The organism is Streptomyces sp. enrichment culture, from assembly GCF_964272895.1.
Taxonomy (GTDB): domain Bacteria; phylum Actinomycetota; class Actinomycetes; order Streptomycetales; family Streptomycetaceae; genus Streptomyces.
Genome location: NZ_OZ186832.1, coordinates 6,056,753 through 6,077,160, shown reverse-complemented (window position 1 = coordinate 6,077,160; position 20,408 = coordinate 6,056,753). Strand labels below are relative to the sequence as shown.

The following is a 20,408-nucleotide window of genomic DNA, read 5'->3' as shown; positions in this document are numbered from 1 at the left end:
GTAAACGGCACCGCCCGGTGGGCGACGCCTCGGTTACAGTGCTCGGCGGAGTGATCTCGGAGGGGGCTTCCTTGCGCTACCGACTGCTGGGCCGCACCGGGCTGCGGGTCTCCGAACTGTTCCTCGGCGCCATGACCTTCGGTGAGGAGGACGGCAAGGGGGTGGCGAAGGAGGAGTGCGCGCGCATTCTCGACGTCTACGCGGAGGCCGGCGGCAACGTCGTCGACACCGCGGTCAACTACGGCGGCGGGCAGAGCGAACGGATCGTGGGCGAGCTGCTGCGGGGGCGGCGGGACCGGTTCGTCCTGTCCACGAAGTACACGCTGTCGCGGGACGGCTCGGACCCCAACGCCTCGGGCAACCACCGCAAGAACCTGACCCGTTCGCTGGAGACGAGCCTGCGCCGGCTCGGCACCGACTACATCGACCTGTACTGGGTGCACATCTGGGATCGCAACACGCCCCTTGAGGAGACCATGCGGGCCCTGGACGACGCGGTCCGCTCCGGGAAGGTGCTGTACGTCGGCGTCTCGGACGCGCCCGCGTGGGTGGTGGCGCGCGCCAACACGCTGGCGGAGCTGCGGGGGTGGACCGAGTTCGCGGGCATCCAGGTGCCGTACAGCCTGCTGAACCGGGATGCCGAGCGGGAACTGCTGCCGATGGCCGAGGAGTCGGGGCTGTCGGTGGCGGCGTGGGGGGCGCTGGCGAGCGGGGTCCTGTCCGGCAAGTACACCCGGCCCGGCGGTGTCCGCGCCGGCGAGACGACGCGGCTGTCGGCCGACGCGCTCAGCGAGCGGGACCATGCCGTGGCCGGTGCGGTCCGGGCGGCGGCGGACGAACTCGGTGTGTCCGCCGCGCAGGTGGCCCTCGCCTGGACCATGTCCCGCTCCCCCGCCGTTCACCCGGTCGTCGGCGCCAGCCGGGCCGAGCAGCTGCGGGACAACCTCGGTGCGGCCGGGCTGACCCTGCCCGCCGAGGTGCGCGCCGCCCTGGAGGAGACGACCGGCTTCCGGCCGGGCTTCCCCACCGAGTTCATCGAGCAGACGGCCCCCTGGGTGTACGGCGAGGCGGGGCGCAGGGTGGTGCCGCGGGGGCGGTGACGCAGGGGTGCGCACCCCCGTCGCCCCCATGGCGGCCAGGTCGTCCCCGTGGGCAGCCACGCCCGTACCGTCGTCCCCGTGGGCAGCCACGCCCGTACCGTCGTCCCCGTGGGCAACCAGGCCCGTACCGTCGTCCCCATGGGCAACCACGCCCGTACCGTCATCCCCATGGGCAACCACGCCCGTACCGTCATCCCCATGGGCAGCCACGCCCGTACCGTCATCCCCATGGCAGCCACGCCCGTACCTCGAAGCCGCCCTCCGCGGTGGGCCCGTGGTGCAGGTGGCCGCCCGCCAGGGTGGCGCGTTCGGTGAGGCCGATCAGGCCCTGGCCGGAGCCGGGGACGGGCGGGACGTCCCCGTCGGGGGCGGGGTTGCGGACGGTGACCGTGAGGCCGTCGCCGGGGGCGCCGGTGACGGTGACGGTGACCTCGGCGCCGGGGGCGTGCTTGCGGGCGTTGGTCAGGCACTCCTGGGCGATGCGGTACGCGGTGCGGCCGAGGGACGCCGGCACCTCGGCGGGGTCCGTCACCTGCTGGGCGAGCGTGACCTTCATGCCGGCCTCACGGGACTCGGCGACGAGGGTGTCCAGGGCGGCGAGCGTCGGCTGGGGGCGGCCCGCGTCGTCGGGCTCGCCCGCGCGCAGGACGCCGATGATCTCCCGCAGGTCCTGGAGGGCGTCGTGCGCGCTCTCCCGGATCACTCCGGCCGCCCGCGCGATCTCGTCGCGGGGCGCGTCCGGGCGGAACTCCAGCGCCCCGGCGTGCACGCTGAGCAGCGTCAGCCGGTGCGCGAGGACGTCGTGCATCTCCCGCGCGATCGCCTCCCGCGCGAGCCGCTGCGCCCGCTCGGCCCGCAGCTGCGCCTCGGTCTCGGCCCGGCGGGCGCGGTCCCGCAGGCTCAGCATCAGCTGGCGCTTGGAGCGGACGAGCAGACCGCAGCTGCCGACGACGACGGTGAGCAGCACGGCGAAGGCCACGGCCACCGGATACGGCAGGGTGGGCTCGGGCCGGAGCCAGTAGTAGAGCGGCTGCAGCGCCATGGAGACGCCGCCGACCCAGGCCACGTACCGGAAGGGCCGGTGCACGGCGAGGGTGAACACGGAGATCAGGACGGCGCCGCCCGCGGTGACGGACAGGAAGCCCACGGGGACCATGGCGACCGCCAGCCCCACCGGCCAGCGCCGGCGCAGCCACACCGCGGCGCAGGACAGGGCACCCAGCCACTGGTCGAGGGCGGCGACGGGCGCGGGCAGGTCCTCCGCGGGCAGGGCGTCCGCGGCGAGCAGGCCGACGCCGACGGCCAGCAGGAAGCAGCTGAAGTCGACCAGCCAGTCCCGTGCGGTGCGCCGGGGCCGCCGGCCGGGCCGTACGGCGTCCGGGTCGAGCTCGTGGATCACGGCGGACGGGAACAGCCACCGGCGTCCCTCGAACGCCGGCCCCGTCATCTGCGTGCCGTCACTCCTCACGGTCGACAAATCTACGCAGGCGCACGCCCCGTCACCTCTCCACGCGGGCGGCCGTCTCCTTACGTCGCGCCATCGCCTCCTCATGTCGCACCGTCGCCGACTTTCGGCGCACCGCAGGGCCGTGACCGGCGACTTCCGTCGAAAGGGTCTCGCCCCGCGGCCGATGTGCGTGGGGGGTCCGCGGGGCGAGGGTCGTGACCATGAAACAGGTGCTGGAGCTGCTCGGATTCATCGCCCTGGTGCAGGGCGTCCTCGGTCTGCTGCACGAATGGGTCCACTGGGACGTGGGGTTCGTGCGGCGGGCCGCGTTCCTCGACGGCTACGAGATCTACGCGAGCGTCGCTCTGGTGGTGCTGGCGATCGCGCTGTTCGCCTTCGCGGAGACCCGGTCCGAGCGGTCGTAGCGGCCCGGTGGGCGCCGGTCAGCAGTCGTGGTCGATGGGGCCGGACGACACGCAGTGGCCGGTGGTGACGGTGCCGCCGAGGAGGTCGGCGGACAGAAGCGCGGCGGCAGCACCGGCGCGTGTGATCCGTGGGGGGAATCGCATGGCCCCATTTGACGCGCGTAGAGCGCACCACGTCAATGACATGTACACCGAATTTCCCGGCACGTCCGATGAGTTTTCAGGAAGTTAACCTGCCGCCCGCCGTCCCCACCCGGTCCCCACGAGCACCAGCGCCCCACCGAGCAGGCCGAGGGCGCCGAGTCGTTCCCCGCCGAGGGCGATGCCGGTCGCGGCGGCCCACAGCGGCTCGGTGCCGAGCAGCAGGCTGACCCGTGACGGGGAGCTGCGGCGTACGGCCCACATCTGCACGAAGAACGCGAACAGGGTGCAGAACGCCGACAGGAACAGCAGCCCCGCCCACTCCCTCGCCCCGAAGCCCGCCGCGGTGGCCCACGCGGTCGCCTCGGCGCCGGTCGACAGCAGCGCGAACGCCACGGCCGCGGTGCCCAGTTGGACCGTGGTCAGCGGCAGCGCGCCCGCGTCCCGCACCGACGTCAGCCGGGCCATGACCAGGACGTGTACGGTCCGGGCCAGGGCGGCCAGCAGCATCAGCAGATCGCCGGCGGCCGGACGGGTGAAGCCGCCGCCCTGGGTGAGCAGCACGACGCCGAGCACCGACAGGGCGGCCGCGCCGAGGAAGGCCCGAGAGGGGCGGGTGCGGGTGACGGCGGCCTCGGCGAGCGGCGTGAAGATCATCGTCAGGCTGATGATCAGGCCCGCGTTGGTCGCCGACGTGTGGACCACGCCGTACGTCTCCAGCAGGAAGATGCCGCTGAGGATCAGACCGAGGAGACCGGCGCCGCGCCACTGGGCGGCGCTCAGCGCCCGCAGGGCCCGCCAGGAGGCGAGCACCAGCACCGGCAGGACCACGGCGAAGCGCAGCACCAGGACCGCGAGGACGGTCCGGGCGGTGGTGATGTCCTTGGCGGCCAGATAGCTCGCGCCCCACACCGCCGCCACCAGGAGCAGCGGCAGGTCGGTCAGCCAGGCGCGGGGCGCCACGGGGCGGGGTACGGCGATCGTCGTCGACATGCGGCTGCGGCTCCCGGTCTCCAGGGACGAACAGGTGTGGAGACGGCGGCGGCTCGCACGGGGAGGGTCACCGTACCGGCGTGGACGATCTTTCGGCCAGGGCTTTCCAGGGGGCGGACGACCGGCCGCCGGGATGACGGAAGGACCGGTCGTCCGACGTGCCCGCGAGGGGGGCGGTCACTCGCCCACGGTGCCGTACCGGGGGCGCCCCGCCACGTCGTACGTCTGGATGGTCACGCCCGCGGAGGTCACCGTGCCGCCGGTCGGCCGGAACGCGGTCGGCAGGCTGCCCTCGCGGAACAGACGCAGGCCGGCGCCGAGCACGACCGGGAAGGTCAGCAGGTGGACGGTGTCGAGGAGGCCCAGGTCCAGCAGCGAGGCGACGAGGGCGCCGCTGCCGTGGATCTGGATCTCGCCGTCGGTGCGCTCCTTCAGGGAGCCGATCTCCTTGGCGAGGTCGCCGCGGAGCACGGTGGTGCCGGCCCAGGCCGGGTCGCCCAGCGTCGAGGAGACGACGTACTTGGGAAGCGCGTTGAGCTTGCCCGCGACCGGGTCGGCGGGGTCGGTGACCTTCGGCCAGTAGGAGGCGAAGATCTCGTAGGTGTGGCGGCCCAGGAGGAAGGCGGCGGGGCGGGCGAAGACCTGGTCGACGAAGGCGCCGAAGTCGCCGTCGATGTAGGGGGCGACCCAGCCGCCGTGCTCGAAGCCGTGGCGGGTGTCCTCCTGGGGGCCGCCGGGCGCCTGGTAGACGCCGTCGAGGGTGACGAAGATCTGCGAGACGATCCTGCCCATGTCGGGTGCCTTCTTCCGGGGATGGGGTCTGCTGTCATCAGGTCAGACCCCGTCGGGCCCCGCAACTCATCGGTTCAGCCGGCGTGCGTCGACCAGAGCCCTCCCGTCGGCGGGTGCGCCAGGAAGAACCGTCGCTTCAGATCCGGTGGCGGGCCGACGTGGTCGATGTCCGATCGCCGCCAGCCTTCCGGCGCGCCGGCCGCTGGGATGGACGCATGACAACGACGAACTCAGCATTTCTGAACGGCGGCAAGGCCCTGGTCACCGGTGGCAGCCGGGGCATCGGCGCGGCGACCGTGCTGCGGCTGGCGCGGGCCGGGGCCGATGTGGCCCTGACCTATGTGAACGGCAAGGAGGCGGCCGACGACGTCGTACGGGCCGTCGAGGCGCTGGGGCGCCGGGCGGTGGCCCTGCGGGCGGACGCCGGGGACGCCGCGGAGGCGGCCGGAGCGGTGCACGGCGCGGCCGACGCGCTGGGCGGGCTGGACGTCCTGGTGAACAACGCGGGCGTCGGCGTGCTCGCCCCGCTGGCCGACCTGACGCTCGCCGACATCGACCGCGTGCTCGGCGTGAACGTGCGCGGCGTCTTCCTCGCCTCCCAGGCGGCTGCCGGGCGCATGACCGACGGCAACGGCCGGATCATCACCATCGGCACCTGCATGACCCAGCGGGTTCCCGGTCCCGGCGGCACGCTCTACACGACCGCCAAGGCCGCCCTCACCGGGCTCACCAAGGCCCTCGCACGCGAGCTCGGCCCGCGCGGGATCACCGCGAACGTGGTGCACCCCGGCCCCACCGACACCGACATGAACCCGGCCGACGGCCCGTACGCGGCGGGCCAGGCCGCCATGACGGCACTGGGCCGCTTCGGCACCGCGGACGAGGTGGCCGCCATGGTCGCCTACCTCGCCGGTCCGGACGCGGCGTACGTCACGGGCGCGGAGTTCGCGGTGGACGGCGGCCACGCGGCGTAGACCTCCGAAGGCCGAGCGGAGCGGGCGCGGGAGCTGCGGCCGGCCGGCGTGACCGACGAGGCGGGGCGCACCAGTGCTGTCCAGGCCGGTGCGCCCCGCAGTCGTGGTCCGGGCGCCTGACGCCCGGTCCGGCGCCGGACGCCCGGTTCCGGCGCCGGGCGCCGGAGCGTCGACGCCGGCCGCCGGAGCCTTCGCTGCCGGCGGCTCAGGTCCCGGCGTCGGCGGCTCAGGCCCCCGCGTCGGTCCCGGAGTCTCCCCGCGTCAGCCGCCCAGCTCCTGGTGGCGGGCCGCCAGGCCGGCCGCGCCGGACTCCGTCAGGGAGCCGAAGAGACGGAGGCGGGAGATGCCGCCGTCGGGGAAGATGTCCACGCGGGCGTGGGTGCCGACGGCCGGGGTGGGCAGGACGAAGCGGTGGTTGGTGTCGGGCTGGAGGCGGGTGCGCGGAAGGATCTCCGTCCACTCTCCGGACTCGCCGTCCTTGACCGAGACCGAGGCCCAGCCCGCGCTGTTGCCCTTCAGGTACGCCGTGTCGATCTCGACGGCGCGGATCTGGGACTGGGCCGCCAGGCGGTAGCGGATCCAGTCGTTGCCCTGGTCGCGGCGGCGGCGGGTCTCCCAGCCGTCGTCCATCTTGCGGGAGCGGCCCGGCTGGATGGTGTTGGTGGCGGGCGAGTAGAAGAGGTTGGAGGCGTCCTCGACCTGGCCGCCGTTCTCCAGCGCGACCACGTCGAAGGTGCCCAGCACCGACAGCCACTCGGGGTCGGGCACGACCTCGCCGTACACGCGCAGGCGGGCGATGCCGCCGTCGGGGTGCTGGTTGACGCGCAGGTGGGTGAAGCGCTGCTCCACGGAGACGGCGAAGCCGTTGGCCGCGTGGCCGCCGACCGCGGTGCGCGGGACGAGGGTCGTCCACTTCACGTCGTCGCCGAGCAGTTCCTCGGGGGACGGGGAGCCCGGTACCGACGTGCCCTCGATCGACACCGCCTGCGGGTAGTTGCCGCGGAAGTGGGCGGTGTCGACGACGATGCCGCGGATCACGCCGGGCGCGCCGAGCCGGACCAGCGCCCAGTCGTGGTCCTCGGCGGTCGGCCACGGGTGCTCGGCGGAGACACCGCGGCGGCGCCGGGTCTCCCAGCCGTCCATGACCTTGCCCTTGTGGCCGAAGTGCTCGGGGTCGAACTCGGCGCGCTCGGGTACGAGCAGGTTCTCGCGCTGGGCGAAGAACTCGTCGTTGGCGGCGATGACCCCGGCTCCGAGCTGGCGGTCGGCGAGGTTGGCGTACTGGGTGAAGGGGAAGTCGGCGGTGCGGTAGTCCGCGTACGGGTCGCCGCCTCCGTAGGGGTTCGCGTCGCCGGTGAAGCTGGGTATCGCCGTCACAGTGATCAGTTCTTCCTTTCGTGGCTCGTGGGTGGGATTCAGGCGGTCCGGGTGAGGAGGCGTCCCTTCGGCTCGGTGAACTCGCCGTCGGCGACGATGCGTTCGCCGCGCAGCCAGGTCGACTTCACGACGCCGTGGAGGGTCTTGCCGGCGTACGCGGTGACGCGGTTGCGGTGCTGGAGGGCGGCGGGGTCGACGGTGAAGGTGTCGTCGGGGGCGAGGACGGCGAAGTCGGCGTCGCGGCCCGCCTCGATGGCGCCCTTGTGGGTGAGTCCCGCCAGCTCGGAGGTGCGGGCGGACATCCAGCGGACGACGTCCTCCAGGCTGTGGCCGCGCTCGCGCGCCTCGGTCCAGACGGCGGCCAGGCTGAGCTGGAGGCCGGAGATGCCGCCCCAGGCGGTGGCGAAGTCGTCCGTCTTCAGGTCGGCGGTGGACGGGGAGTGGTCGGTGACCACGCAGTCGATGGTGCCGTCGGCGAGGGCTTCCCAGAGCAGGTCCTGGTTGGCGGCCTCACGGATGGGCGGGCAGCACTTGAACTCGCTGGCGCCGTCCGGGACCTCCTCGGCGGTCAGGGTGAGGTAGTGCGGGCACGTCTCGACGGTGATGCGCACGCCCTCGGCCCTGGCCTCGCGGATCAGCGGCAGCGCGTCGGAGGAGGACAGGTGCAGGACGTGCACGCGCGCGTTCAGCCGCTTCGCCTGGGCGATCAGCTGGGCGATGGCGGTGTCCTCGGCGTCGCGGGGGCGGCTGGCGAGGAAGTCGGCGTACTTGGGGCCGCCGTGCTGCGGGGCGGCGGCCAGGTGGTGCGGGTCCTCGGCGTGCACGATCAGCAGGCCGTCGAAGGAGGCGATCTCGGCCATCGACTGGGCGAGCTGGTCCTGGTCCAGGTGCGGGAACTCCTCCACGCCGGACGGCGACAGGAAGCACTTGAAGCCGAAGACACCGGCCTCGTGCAGCGGGCGCAGGTCCTTGACGTTGTCGGGCAGGGCGCCGCCCCAGAAGCCGACGTCGATGTGCGCCTTGTCGCGGGCCACGTCCTGCTTCACCCGCAGGTGCTCCACGGTCGTGGTGGGGGGCAGGGAGTTGAGCGGCATGTCGATCAGGGTGGTGATGCCGCCGGCCGCCGCCGCGCGCGTGGCGGTCCAGAAGCCCTCCCACTCGGTGCGGCCGGGGTCGTTCACATGGACATGGGTGTCGACCAGGCCGGGCAGCAGGACGTCGTCGCCGAGGTCCTCCAGACGGGCGCCGTCCGGTACGGGCGCGTCGTGGGGCAGTACGGCGGTGATCCTGCCGTCGGCGACCGCGACCGAGGCCGCGCGCGTCCCCTCGGGCGTGATGACGCGCGTCGAGCGCAGGACCAGTTCAGCGTCGGACACCCGGGACCCCTCTCTGCCGCGTTGCACTTCCGCGGACGCGTGCTTCCGCGTGACGGAATTCAACGTTCTGTTGAAGCTACTGGTGACGGAGTCTTCACGTCCGCCGGGGCGCCGTCAAGGGCACACTGTCCACAGTGCACCCGAGGTGGCCTCTCCTGGACGTTTCCACAAAGCGGAAATACAATTCCGTCAAGCAGAACGTAGCTACGCACAAGCGGGCAGTCAACCGACTGCCGGGTAGTCTTCTGCCCTCTTGCCAGTCCCGAAAGGAACGCGCCGTGCCGACGTCCAGCGCCAGCACCACCGACTCCGCGAAGTCCGCCACCGGCGGGGTCCAGTCACTCGAGCGCGCCTTCGATCTGCTGGAGCGGATGGCGGACGCCGGGGGCGAGGTCGGGCTCAGCGAGCTCTCGGCCAGCAGTGGGCTGCCGCTGCCGACGATCCACCGGCTCATGCGGACGCTCGTCGCCTGCGGGTACGTCCGTCAGCAGCCCAATCGCCGGTACGCCCTCGGGCCCCGGCTGATCCGCCTCGGGGAGTCGGCGTCGCGGCTGCTGGGCACATGGGCCCGGCCGTATCTCGCGCGGCTCGTCGAGGAGACCGGGGAGACGGCGAACATGGCGCTGCTGGACGGCGACGAGATCGTCTATGTCGCCCAGGTGCCGTCCAAGCACTCCATGCGGATGTTCACCGAGGTGGGGCGGCGGGTGCTGCCGCACTCCACGGGTGTGGGCAAGGCGCTGCTCGCGAACACGCCGGACGACGAGGTGCGCGCGCTGCTCGCCCGGACCGGGATGCCGGCCGCGACGGAGAAGACGATCACCACGCCGGACGGCTTCCTGGCCGCGCTGGAGGATGTGCGGCGGATCGGGTACGCCGTCGACGACAACGAGCAGGAGATAGGGGTGCGGTGCCTCGCGGTGTCCGTGCCGGACTCCCCCACCGCGGCGGCGATCTCCATCTCCGGGCCCGCGGGGCGGGTGACGGAGGAGGCACAGGAGCGGATCGTGCCGGTGCTGCAGCAGGTGGCCGCCGAGTTGTCCCAGGCGCTGGCCAGTTCCGGGGCGTGAGGGAGTCGGGGGCGCCTGAAGAACAGGGCGCTGCCGTGCGTTCGCGGGTGCGGGTGCGTGGGGGTCGTTCGCGCAGTTCCCCGCGCCCCTGACCACATCACCTCACCGGCGCCTTCAAGATCCCCTCGCCTCCCCGAACAGTTCCACCGCGTCCCGTACGTCCGTCAGGCCCCGCCGCAGTGCGCTGACCGAGCCGATCGCGCCCGCGATCAGCAGCAGGGAGCTGCGCAGGCGGGGGATCTCCGGGGTGCCCCCGGCGGCCATCGCGGCCAGGGCGGCGAGTTCGTCCTCGGCGATGGCGCGGTCGGGGAAGTCGGCCGGGTGGGCGGCCAGTTCGCGGCGCAGCCGGGAGACCGCTGTGCGCAGTCCCGCCACTCTGGGGTCCTCGTCGCTGCCGGTCACTGGCCTCTGCCCTAAGCTCCGCAACACAGTCCTCCCCCTCGCCCGCCCCGACCCCCGCGGTTCGCCGGTCAGTAAACGCCACCGGGTGCGCGGTCCGCCAGCGATGGGCGCGAAATTCCGCCCTGCCGGGCGCCCTCGGATTGACGTGGCGTCAGGTATGCAGGACATATGAGCGAACCGATCGAGGACCCCGTCGCCGGTCTCGTGCTCGCCGCCGGCGGCGGGCGCCGGCTCGGCGGCCGGCCCAAGGCCCTGCTGATGCATCGCGGACGGCCCCTGGTGGAGCACGCCGTGGCGGCGCTGCGGGCGGCCGGCTGCACGCGGGTGCATGTCGTGCTGGGGGCGGCCGCGGACGCCGTACGCGAGCGCGCGGAGCTGAGCGGGTGCGTGCTGGTGGACAACCCGCGGTGGGAGCACGGCATGGGGTCCTCGCTGCGGGCGGGGCTCGCCTCGCTGCACGGATCGGGGGCGCGGGCCGCGCTGGTGTCGCTGGTCGACCAGCCGGGCGTGGGGGCCGCCGCGACGGCGCGGGTGCGGGCCGCCTACGCGGGTGAGGACTCCCTCGTCGCGGCCGCCTACGACGGCGCACGGGGCCATCCGGTGCTGTTCGGGGCCGCGCACTGGGCGGGCGTCGCGGCCGCCGCCACGGGCGATCAGGGCGCCCGCGCCTATCTGCGGGAGCACGCGCAGGAGGTCACGCTGGTGGAGTGCGGTGACATCGCCGCCGCCCGGGACATCGACACCGAGGACGATCTGGGACACCTTGAGTGAACGAGGTGGCACCGAGCGCCACCTTCCCTCGACCCAGAGAATCTCGATATCAACAAACCATTGAAGTTCCACAATGAGGAAACTACTATCCACTGCTCAGAAGCACTCGACCGCACAGCGGGTGTGAATCCTCCCTATTCGTACCTCCAGGCACCCGGTGCCACCGCTGAAGGAAGTGACCGCTCATGTCCGCACCAGCGCCGTCTCCGCTGGCCATCGTCGATGCCGAGCCCCTGCCCCGGCAGGAGGAGGTCCTCACCGATGCGGCGCTCGCCTTCGTGGCCGAGCTGCACCGGCGGTTCACGCCCCGGCGTGACGAGCTCCTCGCCCGCCGGGCGGAGCGCCGCGCCGAGATCGCCCGCACCTCCACGCTCGACTTCCTCCCGGAGACCGCCGCGATCCGCGCGGACGACTCCTGGAAGGTGGCCCCCGCCCCCGCCGCCCTGAACGACCGCCGCGTCGAGATCACCGGCCCCACCGACCGCAAGATGACCATCAACGCCCTGAACTCCGGCGCCAAGGTCTGGCTCGCGGACTTCGAGGACGCCTCCGCCCCCACCTGGGAGAACGTCGTCACCGGGCAGATCAACCTCATCGACGCCTACACGCGCACCATCGACTTCACCGACCCCGGATCCGGCAAGTCGTACGCCCTCAAGCCCCAGGACCAGCTCGCCACCGTCGTCATGCGGCCCCGCGGCTGGCATCTGAACGAGCGTCACCTCCAGGTCGACGGACGGCCCGTGCCCGGCGCCTTCGTCGACTTCGGCCTGTACTTCTTCCACAACGCCCGGCGTCTGCTGGACCTCGGCAAGGGCCCGTACTTCTACCTGCCGAAGACCGAGTCGTACCTCGAGGCCCGCCTGTGGAACGACGTGTTCGTCTTCGCCCAGGACTACGTCGGCATCCCGCAGGGCACCATCCGCGCCACCGTGCTGATCGAGACGATCACGGCGGCCTACGAGATGGAGGAGATCCTCTACGAACTGCGCGACCACGCCTCGGGGCTGAACGCGGGCCGCTGGGACTACCTGTTCTCCATCGTCAAGAACTTCCGTGACGGCGGCGCCAAGTTCGTCCTGCCGGACCGCAACGCGGTCACGATGACGGCCCCGTTCATGCGCGCGTACACCGAACTGCTCGTGCGCACCTGCCACAAGCGCGGTGCGCACGCGATCGGCGGCATGGCGGCGTTCATCCCCTCGCGCAAGGACCCCGAGGTCAACAAGGTCGCCTTCGAGAAGGTCCGCGCCGACAAGGACCGTGAGGCCGCCGACGGTTTCGACGGCTCCTGGGTCGCCCACCCCGACCTGGTCCCGATCGCCATGGAGTCCTTCGACAAGGTGCTCGGCGACAAGCCGAACCAGAAGGACCGGCTGCGCGAGGACGTCCATGTCGAGGCGGCCGACCTGATCGCCATCGACTCGCTGGACGCCAGGCCGACGTACGACGGACTGGTCAACGCCGTCCAGGTCGGCATCCGTTACATCGAGGCATGGCTGCGCGGGCTCGGCGCGGTCGCCATCTTCAACCTGATGGAGGACGCGGCCACCGCCGAGATCTCCCGCTCGCAGATCTGGCAGTGGATCAACGCGGGCGTCGAGTTCGAGAACGGCGAGAAGGCCACCGCCGAGCTCGCCCGCAAGGTCGCCGCCGAGGAGCTCGCGCGCATCCGCGCCGAGATCGGCGAGGACGCCTTCGCGGCCGGCCACTGGCAGCAGGCGCACGACCTGCTCCTGGAGGTCTCCCTCGACGACGACTACGCGGACTTCCTGACGCTGCCCGCGTACGAGCGGCTCACCGGCTGACGTCCCCCTTCCCCAGCCTCTCCGAGTGGCCCAGGGTCTTTCCCGGGGCCACTCGGTCGCGTACGGCCCTCTTGACCGCCGTGGGCTCCGGGAAGCCGTGCTCGCGGCGGTCCCAGACCACCTCGTCGCCCACCCGCACGACGAACACCCCGCCGGTGCCGGGCTTGAGCGCCAGCTCGTCGAGCTCTGCCTCGAAGGTGGTCAGCAGCTCCTGCGCCAGCCAGGCCGCGCGCGGCAGCCAGCGGCACTGGGTGCAGTACTCGATCTGGACCCGAGCGCTCATCCGAGGTGCACCGACCAATCCTGTTCGGCCGCGGGCCTGCCGTGCAGATCGGGGACCTGCTTGAGCCACGCGGGGCGTTCCTGCTGGTTGCGCGCCGTCCGCAGCGCCTCCTCGGCGGCGAGCTCCTCCCGGCTGGGGAAGTCGGTGGGCAGCCACCGCTCCGAGGCGCGCACACGCGCGTGGAGGTGGCTCACATACGCCTCTCGCGCCTGGTCGGGGGTGGCGAAATCGCCCCCGGTGAGCCAGGCGTCCGGGACCTCGGCGACGATCCCGCGCAGCAGTTCCTCGGTGACCTTGGGCGCGAGTTCGGCGTCGGCGGCGCGTACGTCGGGGCCGTAGTGGCCGAGGGCGTGGTGGCGGAAGTCGTAGACCTTGGCGGGGTCGGCGCCGTCCCAGCGGTGGTGGAAGACCAGGGCGGCCCCGTGGTCGATGAGCCACAGGCGCGGCGGGACCGTGCCGAGCGTCGGCCACACCATCAGGTTGGAGCTGTGCACCGTACGGTCGACATTGACGGTCAGCGCGTCCAGCCAGACGATCCGGCCCGCCTCCAGCGGATCGACCGGGAAGACCTTGGCGAGCTCGGGCGTGAAATCGCGGGCGCCCGGCAGATGGTCCATGCCGAGGTTGACGCCGGCGCTCGCCCCGTGCAGCTCGCGCACCTCCTGGTGCGGCTCGTGCGCCGCGACGGCCGGGTCGAAGTGGACCAGGACCAGCTCGGGGAAGCGCAGTCCGAGCGCGCGGGCCAGCTCGCCCACGATCACCTCGGCGACCAGCGCCTTGCGGCCCTGCGCGGAGCCGGTGAACTTCACGACGTACGTGCCGAGGTCGTCGGCCTCCACCACTGCGGGCACCGAGCCGCCGGAGCGCAGCGGGGTCACGTATCGAACAGCAGTCACGTCGCGCAGCACACCGGCCAGGGTAGTTCAGCGCCGCGGGACCGCCGGCACGGGACGAGGCGCCGGCGGTCCGGGCGCCCGGTCACATGCCGTGCATCGGCATGTCCTGGGTGCACACGACGTGGATCACGAGATCGGCAGTCTCGATCCGGGGAGCGGGCGTGCGCCGCTGCTGGTGGTGGGGGTGCGGGTGGGGATGGGGATGGGGGTGCTGCGGCTCGACGTACTGCCCCTTGCGTACGGCGACGATCCAGCCGGTGGCGTTGTCGTTGGGGCGGCTCTGCAGGAGGTCGGCGGGTTCCTCGATGAGGCGGGCGCCCTTGCGGGCCTTGACGGTGAAGCCACCGCTGTAGGCGTGGAAGGGCGCGGGGCAGAACAGCTGGTGGGGGCGGCCGTCGGCGCCGCCTCGGATCACCTTGCCGGTGATGTGGCGCGGCGGCTGGGGCGGGTCGGCGGCCAGGGCGGTGGCCGGGGTGACGCAGGGGCCGAGCAGGGTCACGGCACCCGCGACGGCCGCGAGTGCGGCCCGAGTCGTTGGCATGGCAGGGGTCCTCCTTGGAGCGGGGGATGCGCAGTGGGGCCATTGCTAGCAGCGCGCCGATCGGGCTCCCGCCGGACACGCACAGTGACACCCCAACGGTCCATGCCGAATCGTTCCGGTCGGACACCAGCCCACAAATCGCTACGTTGTGTGATCTACTCGCCCCGTTCAGTCACCCAGCGTGATCACCCGGCCCTGTCCGGGTGGCCGCCCTGCGCTCTTTAAGGAGCCTGATGTCCCGCAGAGGGAGATGGGCACTCGCGGTCGGCTGTGCCGCGATCGCACTGTCCGCCACCGCGCCCGCCGGCGCCTCCGTCCCGTCCGACCGCACCGAGTCCGCCCCGGCCCGCGTGTCCCCCGCCCGGCCGGGCGGCATCCGTATCACCGACGAGCAGATCCGCCGTGAGGTCCGCCCCGCCGAGGTCGAGGCCCTCGGCCGGCACGCCGCCGAGCAGCTGGCCCGCGACCGCATCGGCATGCGGGCCATGGACCACGGCTATCCGCAGCCGATGCGGATCCGCAGCCTCAAGCGGCACACCGCGACCCAGAAGGAGATCAACGAGGCGTTCGACGCCAGGACCTGGGGCAAGTTCACCGAGTACTTCCCCAGCCCCGACTTCGGCGACCACGTGGCGCTGCTGCCCACGGGCAAGGTCCTGCTGTTCTCCTTCGAGCCCGTCGAGGACAGCCCGAACAAGGAGACCGCGCCGACCGAGGTCATCGGCCGGGACAACGCCGGACGCGCCTATGTCTGGGACCCGAGGGAGGGCACCAGGGCGTCCGCCTTCAAGGCCGTGCCGCCACCCGTCCTCACCATGGACGACGGCAAGGACGAGCCGCGCCCCGCGCCGATCTTCTGCGCGGGCCACTCCTACCTGCCCAACGGCATGGTGGGCGTCTTCGGCGGCAACCTCGGCGGCAACCACGGCTCCGGCGCCCGCCTCGCCCTGATCTTCGACCCGTGGAAGGAGGAGTGGCTCCAGCAGAAGGACATGGCGGAGGGCCGCTGGTACCCGACCGTCGTGACCGGCGCCGACGGCCGGCAGTTCATCACCTCCGGCCACGGCGACATCGGCTGGGGCGTGCTGTCCAAGTCGATCGAACGCTTCCCGGCCAAGGGCACGCCCGTCGCCTACGACCCGGGGACCAAGCCCCGCGGCCAGTCGCTCGACAAGTGGCCCGTCAAGGCCGAGTTCTCGGTCGACTACCCGCATCTGTTCTCGCTGCGCGACGGCCTGATCTACGGCTTCGGACGCAACTACGACGAGCAGTACGTCTTCGACCCGCAGGCGGAGACCAGCCGCAAGCTGCCCAACCGCCCCGACGGCGGCTCGCGCAACTACGGCTCCGCCGTCGCCCTGCCCAACGGCACCGACGGCCCCGACTCGGTGCTGATCCTCGGCGGCAACCGCAACGACCCCAACACCTACAAGTTCTCCGGCGGCCGCTGGACCAAGGACACCCCGCGCGCCTTCGGCCGCACCCAGGACGACACGCTGATCCTGCCCGACGGCACGCTGTTCACCGTCAACGGCGGCTACGACATCCGCGACTACGGCAACGGGCCGTACAACCCCAACGCCGACGAGAAGTACCGGCAGATCGAACTGCGCGACGAAAGCGGCCGGTGGCGCCTCGGCCCGGTCCAGCGGCTGCCGCGCGCCTACCACTCCAACGCGGTGCTGCTGCCCGACGGCCGCATCATGGTCACCGGAGACGAACTCCAGCAGATCGCCAACGACCCCGACGTCACGTCGGACATGAACGGCACGATCGAGATCTACGAGCCGGCCTATCTGCACCAGGGAAGCCGCCCGGCGCTGTCCGGCGTCCCGACGGGCCCGCAGGGCTACGCGGCCAACCTGCGGGTCAGCACCAGCACCCCGGAGCGGGTCGACCGGGCCGTCCTGATGGCGCCCATCACCTCCACCCACTCGGTGGACACCAGCCAGCGGCGGCTCGAACTGCCCATCGTCAGCCGCGCCGGCAACAAGCTCGTGCTGCGCACCCCCGCCTCGGCCGAGGACGCGCCTCCCGGCTACTACCTGCTCTTCCTGCTCGACGACACGGGCGTGCCCAGCACCGCCCAGTGGGTGCAGCTGCGCCCGGGCGCCTGACCGCGCCCTGTCCCCCGTCCGTCCCGACACCCTCAGGGAGACTCATGCCCGCTCAGCTCCCGCTGCGCGACAGCACCGAGATCCAGGGCGACATCCTGGCCGGTTTCAAGAAGGACAACGTGTCCTTGCTCCTCCTGCAGTTCGGCGACGTCACCGCCGCCCGCTCCTGGCTGGAGGACCTGGTCCCGCAGATCGCCACCACCCGGCAGGTCGCCGACTTCAACCGCCGGTTCAGCGAGGCCCGGCGCAACTCGATGGGCGACGACCCCCAGCACCTGAAGGCCACCTGGCTGGGTCTCGCGCTCACCCACCCCGGATTCCAGTTCTTCACGGGCAAGGAGAAGGTCTTCGACTCCGTGCCCGGCGGCAGCACCGTCGAGGCGTTCGTCCAGGGCGCGGCCGACCGGGCGCTGGCCCTCGGCGACACCGACGACAGCGACCCGAAGAACTGGCTGTTCGGCTACGACCACGCGCGCACCGTCCACGCCGTCCTGACGATCGCCTCCGACACCGAGGAGGACCTCAGGAACGAGCTGTCCCGGCAGCGTGAGGCCGCCTCCCGCGCCGGGGCGGTCGTGGTCTTCCAGCAGGACGGGGCCACCCTGCCCGGCGACGCCGCCGGCAAGGAGCACTTCGGCTTCAAGGACGGCGTCAGTGAGCCGGGCGTGCGCGGCTTCGAGGAGGAGGACCCGCAGCGCCCCGGCTATGTGCTGGGCCACCCCGGCACCCGGCTGATCTCCGCCGACAAGTTCGTCGTCGACGCCCACGGCGACGGTGTACGGCCCTCCGGCGTCCCGCCCTGGATGCGCAACGGCTCCTTCCAGGTCTTCCGCCGCCTCCACCAGGACGTGCCCGGCTGGTGGGCGCAGGTCACCACCGAGCTCAAGCGGCTCAAGGCGGCCAAGGCGGTGGACGAGAAGACCACCCAGGAATGGCTCGCCGCCCGTCTGGTGGGCCGCTGGCCGTCCGGCGCCTCGATCGCCAACTGCCCCATGAAGCCGACCGGGAAGCCGGAGCCGGCGCCCGACAACGACATCAGCTTCAAGGACGACCCCGACGGTCTGGTCACCCCGCTCTTCTCCCACCTGCGCAAGACCAACCCGCGCGACGGTCTGGTCGACGGGGGAGAGCTCGTCGACGAGAAGTTCATGGACGAGCGGCGCATGATCCGCCGCGGCATCCCCTACGGCCGGCCCTTCAACCCCACCCAGGGCGAGGGGGGCGGCGCCGACGACCCCCGTGGGCTCGTCTTCATCTGCTACCAGGCCGACCTGGTGCGGCAGTTCGAGTTCGTCCAGGCCGACTGGGTCAACGACCCCGACTTCCCGCACGACCGCCCCGACCGGCCCGGTCCCGACCCCATGGTCAGCGGGCAGCTGACCGATGTGAACGACGGCAAGGTCAGCTTCGAGAGCCGCAACGCGGCGGGCGAACGGCAGACCACCACGCTCGGCTTCCGTCCGTTCGTACGCACCGAGGGCGCGGTGTACGCGTTCAGCCCCTCCCTGAGCACCTTGCGCGGACTCAGCCAGGGACGGCTGGAGGGCGGCAGCGAGGTCCCGGGCCCCGGCCCGGACCCCGAGGCGCGGCCGGTCGACGCGGTGGTCCCGCACCCGGAGCACCCGGACCGCCACCTCGCCTTCCGGGGCGGCAAGGTGGTCCCGCTCACCTCCACCGTGCGCGGCGGGGACGCCTCCCTCGCCGCGGACGGTGCGGCAGCGCAGCCGCTGTCGTTCTGGGACAACTTCACCGACATCAAGCGCGTCGACGCCTCCTGGCCCGTCCCCGACCGGCAGGAGGTCAACGGTGAGTCCAGCCACTGGCTGTTCTTCACCGGTGAGGACGGCAGGCAGTACTACCGTCATGTCCTGGTGGACCGTCAGGAGCCGCCCCGGATCAGGTCGGAGGGCAACCGGGCGAGGCCGCTGAGCCAGTGGAGCTCCTTCGCCGCCGCGCCCGACCCCGTCACCCACGTCGACGCGGTGCTGCCGATCCCCGACAAGCAGCCCGGCGGTGACGGCCGGTACTACTACTGGGTGTTCCACACCACGCCCGCCGGTCAGCGGTACCGGATCATCTCCCTCCAGGCCGGGGGCTACCGGGACCGCCGCGAGAGCGAGGACAGCGCCATCGCCCTGTGGACCTCCCTGAACGGGGTGGAGCACGTCGACGCCGTCCAGCCCGTCCCGGGCCGGCAGCCGGGCAGCGCCCAGAACTGGTACTGGGTCTTCCACGGGGGCCGGTACCGGGTGATCAGCGTCGCCGACGGCTCGGCGCACGCCGACGCCGTGGTGCATCCGGACCGCCCGCTCACGGGCTGACCCCGCCCCGCCAGGCCCCCCGGGACGCCGTCCCGGGGGGCCTGCCCGTGTCAGCGGGCGGCCAGCGGGTTGGGCACCGGCCGGTAGCGGGCGTCGGCGCCGTCCGCGCCGGTCCAGCGCAGCAGCAGGTTGGTCTTGCCGGGCAGGGTGGGCGCGGTGAGCAGGGCGGCGGCCTCCGGCAGGTCGTGGCGGGCGAGCTCATGGCGTACGGCGGTCCAGGGCTCGAAGTCCGGGTGCCGCTCGGCGAGGGCATCGGCCAGCTCGGCGAGGTGGTTGACGACCAGGCAGTACACCAGCCGCTCCCAGCCGGCCGCCCGCTCGACGTCCGCGAGCAGCTTCACGCCCTCGGCGTCCCGGTACAGCGCCTGGACGGGGGTGCCGTCGGCATCCACCGCGACCAGGGTGTTCTGCAGATGCGCCTCCAGGACGACGCCGTGGTCCGCGAAGGCCGCGAGCGCCGGGGGCACGACCGCGCGCAGATACGCCTCCCACCAGGGCGCCGGGTCGGTGAGGCGGTCCAGCGGACTGCCGGGGAAGCCCTCCACCAGCGCGGCGGCGAGCAGCGGGGTGGTGCCGGGGCGCAGACGGCCGGTGAAGCCGTCGCGGACCAGGACGGCCAGTTCCTCGAAGGCGAAGCGGGCGGTGCGGTAGCCGCGGTCGCTGAGCCAGCCGGCCCCGGTGCGCGACTGCGCGAAGGCGTCGGCGGCGGCCGCGTCCGTGCGGCGCAGCTTCAGCAGGTCGTGGCGCCAGAGGCGGCGGATGTCGTTGGTGATGCGGACGTCCAGGCTGAACTTCAGGAACAGATCGCGCTCGGGCGTGTACAGGGTGCGGACGGCCGCCGTCGGCCACAGCGGGTGATCGGTCGTGCCGAGCCGGATCAGCCGGCCGTCGGCGAAGGCGGGGGCCAGCCGGTGTGCGGCCAGGTCCAGCTGCCAGGGGTGGGCGGGCAGCAGCCGGTAGCCGGGCGGGGCCGCGCCGAGGGTGTCGAGGGCGGTGGTGTCGCCCTCCTCCGCCACCTCGTCCGCGCGCACCCCCAGCAGGGTCACCGGGAAGCGGGCGTGTGCCTCCGGCGCGTACGGCAGCCAGGTCGCCGTGGGGCCGCCGCCGCGGGCCTTGGGGGCGGGGTGGTGCGGGTGCCCGGTGACCAGGGACTGCTCCGAGAGCAGATAGAGGTCGTCGGGCGGGGTGGCCCGCGCGCGGGCGGCGAGCAGGGCGGCGACCGTGTCCCGGCTGTCGGTCATCTCGGCGGGCAGGTCGTGGTTGGGGCGGCCGGTGTGCCGGGTCAGTTCCTCGGCGACGAGTTTCACCAGCCCGGCGTGGTCCAGCCGGTGCCAGGCGCCGTCGGCGAACAGCTCGGGGTCGGCGGGCCTGCGTGTGCCGCGCACCCGCAGCAGCCGGTCCGTGCCGGACAGCCGGTGCACACCGTTCCCCAGGGGGTGGGCGACCTCCCGCAGCAGGCAGTTCAGCAGCGGTGCGGCCGCGCAGGCGTCGGCGCGCGCGGAGACGGCGTCGCGCTGTGCGGCGTCGTCGCCGGTGTGCGGGGGCAGGAGGTCCACGCGATCCACTCGTTCCCT

18 protein-coding genes and 1 pseudogene are annotated in these 20,408 nt (G+C 72.7%); 8 read left to right on the top strand and 11 right to left on the bottom strand.

All coding sequences use genetic code 11. The annotated features are described in order from the left end of the window. Nucleotides 1-71: 71 nt before the first annotated feature. On the top strand, nucleotides 72-1,100 hold the full coding sequence (locus tag ACSU6M_RS27265; RefSeq protein WP_437073093.1) for an aldo/keto reductase: 1,029 nt from the start codon (nucleotides 72-74) through the stop codon (nucleotides 1,098-1,100). Nucleotides 1,101-1,320: 220 nt separating this feature from the next. On the opposite strand, the gene ACSU6M_RS27260 is transcribed toward ACSU6M_RS27265, so the two are convergent. Beyond that, nucleotides 1,321-2,547, bottom strand: coding sequence for a histidine kinase (locus ACSU6M_RS27260; protein ID WP_437075372.1), 1,227 nt, complete (start codon nucleotides 2,545-2,547; stop codon nucleotides 1,321-1,323). Between the two features lie 221 nt (nucleotides 2,548-2,768). On the opposite strand from ACSU6M_RS27260, the gene ACSU6M_RS27255 reads away from it, so the two are divergent. Further along, complete coding sequence (locus tag ACSU6M_RS27255; protein ID WP_437073091.1) at nucleotides 2,769-2,972, top strand: hypothetical protein; 204 nt, start codon at nucleotides 2,769-2,771, stop codon at nucleotides 2,970-2,972. Between the two features lie 60 nt (nucleotides 2,973-3,032). Here the strand turns inward: ACSU6M_RS27255 and ACSU6M_RS27250 are convergent. The 3 genes and pseudogenes from ACSU6M_RS27250 to ACSU6M_RS27240 all read right to left on the bottom strand — a co-directional run. Continuing rightward, nucleotides 3,033-3,116 (bottom strand): annotated as a pseudogene (locus tag ACSU6M_RS27250) (ribonuclease); the annotation flags it as partial. A gap of 84 nt (nucleotides 3,117-3,200) precedes the next feature. Next, nucleotides 3,201-4,106 (bottom strand): DMT family transporter, encoded by a 906-nt coding sequence (locus ACSU6M_RS27245; protein WP_437073090.1) that lies wholly within the window; start codon nucleotides 4,104-4,106, stop codon nucleotides 3,201-3,203. 177 nt (nucleotides 4,107-4,283) lie between these two features. Beyond that, a complete protein-coding gene (locus tag ACSU6M_RS27240; protein ID WP_437073088.1) occupies nucleotides 4,284-4,898 on the bottom strand; it encodes a dihydrofolate reductase family protein in 615 nt (204 codons plus the stop codon). Between the two features lie 215 nt (nucleotides 4,899-5,113). On the opposite strand from ACSU6M_RS27240, the gene ACSU6M_RS27235 reads away from it, so the two are divergent. Continuing rightward, complete coding sequence (locus ACSU6M_RS27235; protein ID WP_437073086.1) at nucleotides 5,114-5,872, top strand: SDR family oxidoreductase; 759 nt, start codon at nucleotides 5,114-5,116, stop codon at nucleotides 5,870-5,872. 261 nt (nucleotides 5,873-6,133) lie between these two features. Here the strand turns inward: ACSU6M_RS27235 and alc are convergent, their stop codons facing one another. Together alc and allB are read right to left on the bottom strand one after the other, a co-directional pair. Beyond that, entirely contained in the window at nucleotides 6,134-7,249 is a 1,116-nt protein-coding gene (gene alc, locus ACSU6M_RS27230) for an allantoicase (RefSeq protein ID WP_437073084.1), read from the bottom strand. Nucleotides 7,250-7,287: 38 nt separating this feature from the next. Next, entirely contained in the window at nucleotides 7,288-8,625 is a 1,338-nt protein-coding gene (gene allB / locus ACSU6M_RS27225; protein ID WP_437073082.1) for an allantoinase AllB, read from the bottom strand. Nucleotides 8,626-8,903: 278 nt separating this feature from the next. Between allB and ACSU6M_RS27220 the strand changes: the two genes are divergently transcribed. After that, the gene (locus tag ACSU6M_RS27220) at nucleotides 8,904-9,695 is read left to right on the top strand and encodes an IclR family transcriptional regulator (RefSeq protein WP_437073081.1); all 792 of its coding nucleotides are present in this window, start codon (nucleotides 8,904-8,906) and stop codon (nucleotides 9,693-9,695) included. Nucleotides 9,696-9,809: 114 nt separating this feature from the next. Here the strand turns inward: ACSU6M_RS27220 and ACSU6M_RS27215 are convergent, their stop codons facing one another. Beyond that, nucleotides 9,810-10,097, bottom strand: a complete 288-nt coding sequence (locus tag ACSU6M_RS27215) for a DUF5955 family protein (RefSeq protein WP_437073079.1) — start codon at nucleotides 10,095-10,097, stop codon at nucleotides 9,810-9,812. A gap of 168 nt (nucleotides 10,098-10,265) precedes the next feature. Here ACSU6M_RS27215 and ACSU6M_RS27210 point away from each other — a divergent pair, with 168 nt between their 5' ends. Both ACSU6M_RS27210 and aceB read left to right on the top strand, forming a co-directional pair. After that, nucleotides 10,266-10,868, top strand: a complete 603-nt coding sequence (locus tag ACSU6M_RS27210) for a nucleotidyltransferase family protein (protein ID WP_437073078.1) — start codon at nucleotides 10,266-10,268, stop codon at nucleotides 10,866-10,868. A gap of 185 nt (nucleotides 10,869-11,053) precedes the next feature. Next, complete coding sequence (gene aceB, locus ACSU6M_RS27205; RefSeq protein ID WP_437073076.1) at nucleotides 11,054-12,676, top strand: malate synthase A; 1,623 nt, start codon at nucleotides 11,054-11,056, stop codon at nucleotides 12,674-12,676. Here aceB and ACSU6M_RS27200 read toward each other — a convergent pair. The 3 genes from ACSU6M_RS27200 to ACSU6M_RS27190 form a co-directional block, all read right to left on the bottom strand. Further along, the gene (locus ACSU6M_RS27200; protein WP_437073075.1) at nucleotides 12,666-12,959 is read right to left on the bottom strand and encodes a SelT/SelW/SelH family protein; all 294 of its coding nucleotides are present in this window, start codon (nucleotides 12,957-12,959) and stop codon (nucleotides 12,666-12,668) included. The genes aceB and ACSU6M_RS27200 overlap by 11 nt on opposite strands. Beyond that, a complete protein-coding gene (locus ACSU6M_RS27195) occupies nucleotides 12,956-13,867 on the bottom strand; it encodes a HipA family kinase (protein ID WP_437073073.1) in 912 nt (303 codons plus the stop codon). Before ACSU6M_RS27195 ends, ACSU6M_RS27200 begins: the two co-directional genes overlap by 4 nt. Before the next feature lie 70 nt (nucleotides 13,868-13,937). Further along, the gene (locus ACSU6M_RS27190) at nucleotides 13,938-14,396 is read right to left on the bottom strand and encodes a hypothetical protein (protein ID WP_437073072.1); all 459 of its coding nucleotides are present in this window, start codon (nucleotides 14,394-14,396) and stop codon (nucleotides 13,938-13,940) included. Between the two features lie 233 nt (nucleotides 14,397-14,629). On the opposite strand from ACSU6M_RS27190, the gene ACSU6M_RS27185 reads away from it, so the two are divergent. Next, nucleotides 14,630-16,513 carry a galactose oxidase-like domain-containing protein gene (locus tag ACSU6M_RS27185; RefSeq protein WP_437073070.1) on the top strand — a complete coding sequence of 628 codons (1,884 nt, stop codon included), beginning with the start codon at nucleotides 14,630-14,632 and terminating at the stop codon, nucleotides 16,511-16,513. A 44-nt stretch (nucleotides 16,514-16,557) separates the two neighbouring features. Then, nucleotides 16,558-18,834 carry a Dyp-type peroxidase gene (locus tag ACSU6M_RS27180; RefSeq protein WP_437073069.1) on the top strand — a complete coding sequence of 759 codons (2,277 nt, stop codon included), beginning with the start codon at nucleotides 16,558-16,560 and terminating at the stop codon, nucleotides 18,832-18,834. A gap of 50 nt (nucleotides 18,835-18,884) precedes the next feature. Here ACSU6M_RS27180 and ACSU6M_RS27175 read toward each other — a convergent pair whose 3' ends face one another. Beyond that, nucleotides 18,885-20,399, bottom strand: a complete 1,515-nt coding sequence (locus ACSU6M_RS27175) for an IucA/IucC family protein (RefSeq protein ID WP_437073068.1) — start codon at nucleotides 20,397-20,399, stop codon at nucleotides 18,885-18,887. Between the last annotated feature and the right edge of the window lie 9 nt (nucleotides 20,400-20,408).

Bases quoted from the DNA above. Each gene is read 5' to 3' on its own strand.
- ACSU6M_RS27180 (WP_437073069.1), top strand. From the start codon at position 16,558: ATGCCCGCTCAGCTCCCGCTGCGCGACAGCACCGAGATCCAGGGCGAC.
- ACSU6M_RS27185 (WP_437073070.1), top strand. From the start codon at position 14,630: ATGTCCCGCAGAGGGAGATGGGCACTCGCGGTCGGCTGTGCCGCGATC.
- aceB (WP_437073076.1), top strand. From the start codon at position 11,054: ATGTCCGCACCAGCGCCGTCTCCGCTGGCCATCGTCGATGCCGAGCCC.
- ACSU6M_RS27255 (WP_437073091.1), top strand. From the start codon at position 2,769: ATGAAACAGGTGCTGGAGCTGCTCGGATTCATCGCCCTGGTGCAGGGC.
- ACSU6M_RS27190 (WP_437073072.1), bottom strand. From the start codon at position 14,396: ATGCCAACGACTCGGGCCGCACTCGCGGCCGTCGCGGGTGCCGTGACC.
- ACSU6M_RS27210 (WP_437073078.1), top strand. From the start codon at position 10,266: ATGAGCGAACCGATCGAGGACCCCGTCGCCGGTCTCGTGCTCGCCGCC.
- ACSU6M_RS27245 (WP_437073090.1), bottom strand. From the start codon at position 4,106: ATGTCGACGACGATCGCCGTACCCCGCCCCGTGGCGCCCCGCGCCTGG.
- ACSU6M_RS27260 (WP_437075372.1), bottom strand. From the start codon at position 2,547: ATGACGGGGCCGGCGTTCGAGGGACGCCGGTGGCTGTTCCCGTCCGCC.
- ACSU6M_RS27235 (WP_437073086.1), top strand. From the start codon at position 5,114: ATGACAACGACGAACTCAGCATTTCTGAACGGCGGCAAGGCCCTGGTC.
- ACSU6M_RS27200 (WP_437073075.1), bottom strand. From the start codon at position 12,959: ATGAGCGCTCGGGTCCAGATCGAGTACTGCACCCAGTGCCGCTGGCTG.
- ACSU6M_RS27240 (WP_437073088.1), bottom strand. From the start codon at position 4,898: ATGGGCAGGATCGTCTCGCAGATCTTCGTCACCCTCGACGGCGTCTAC.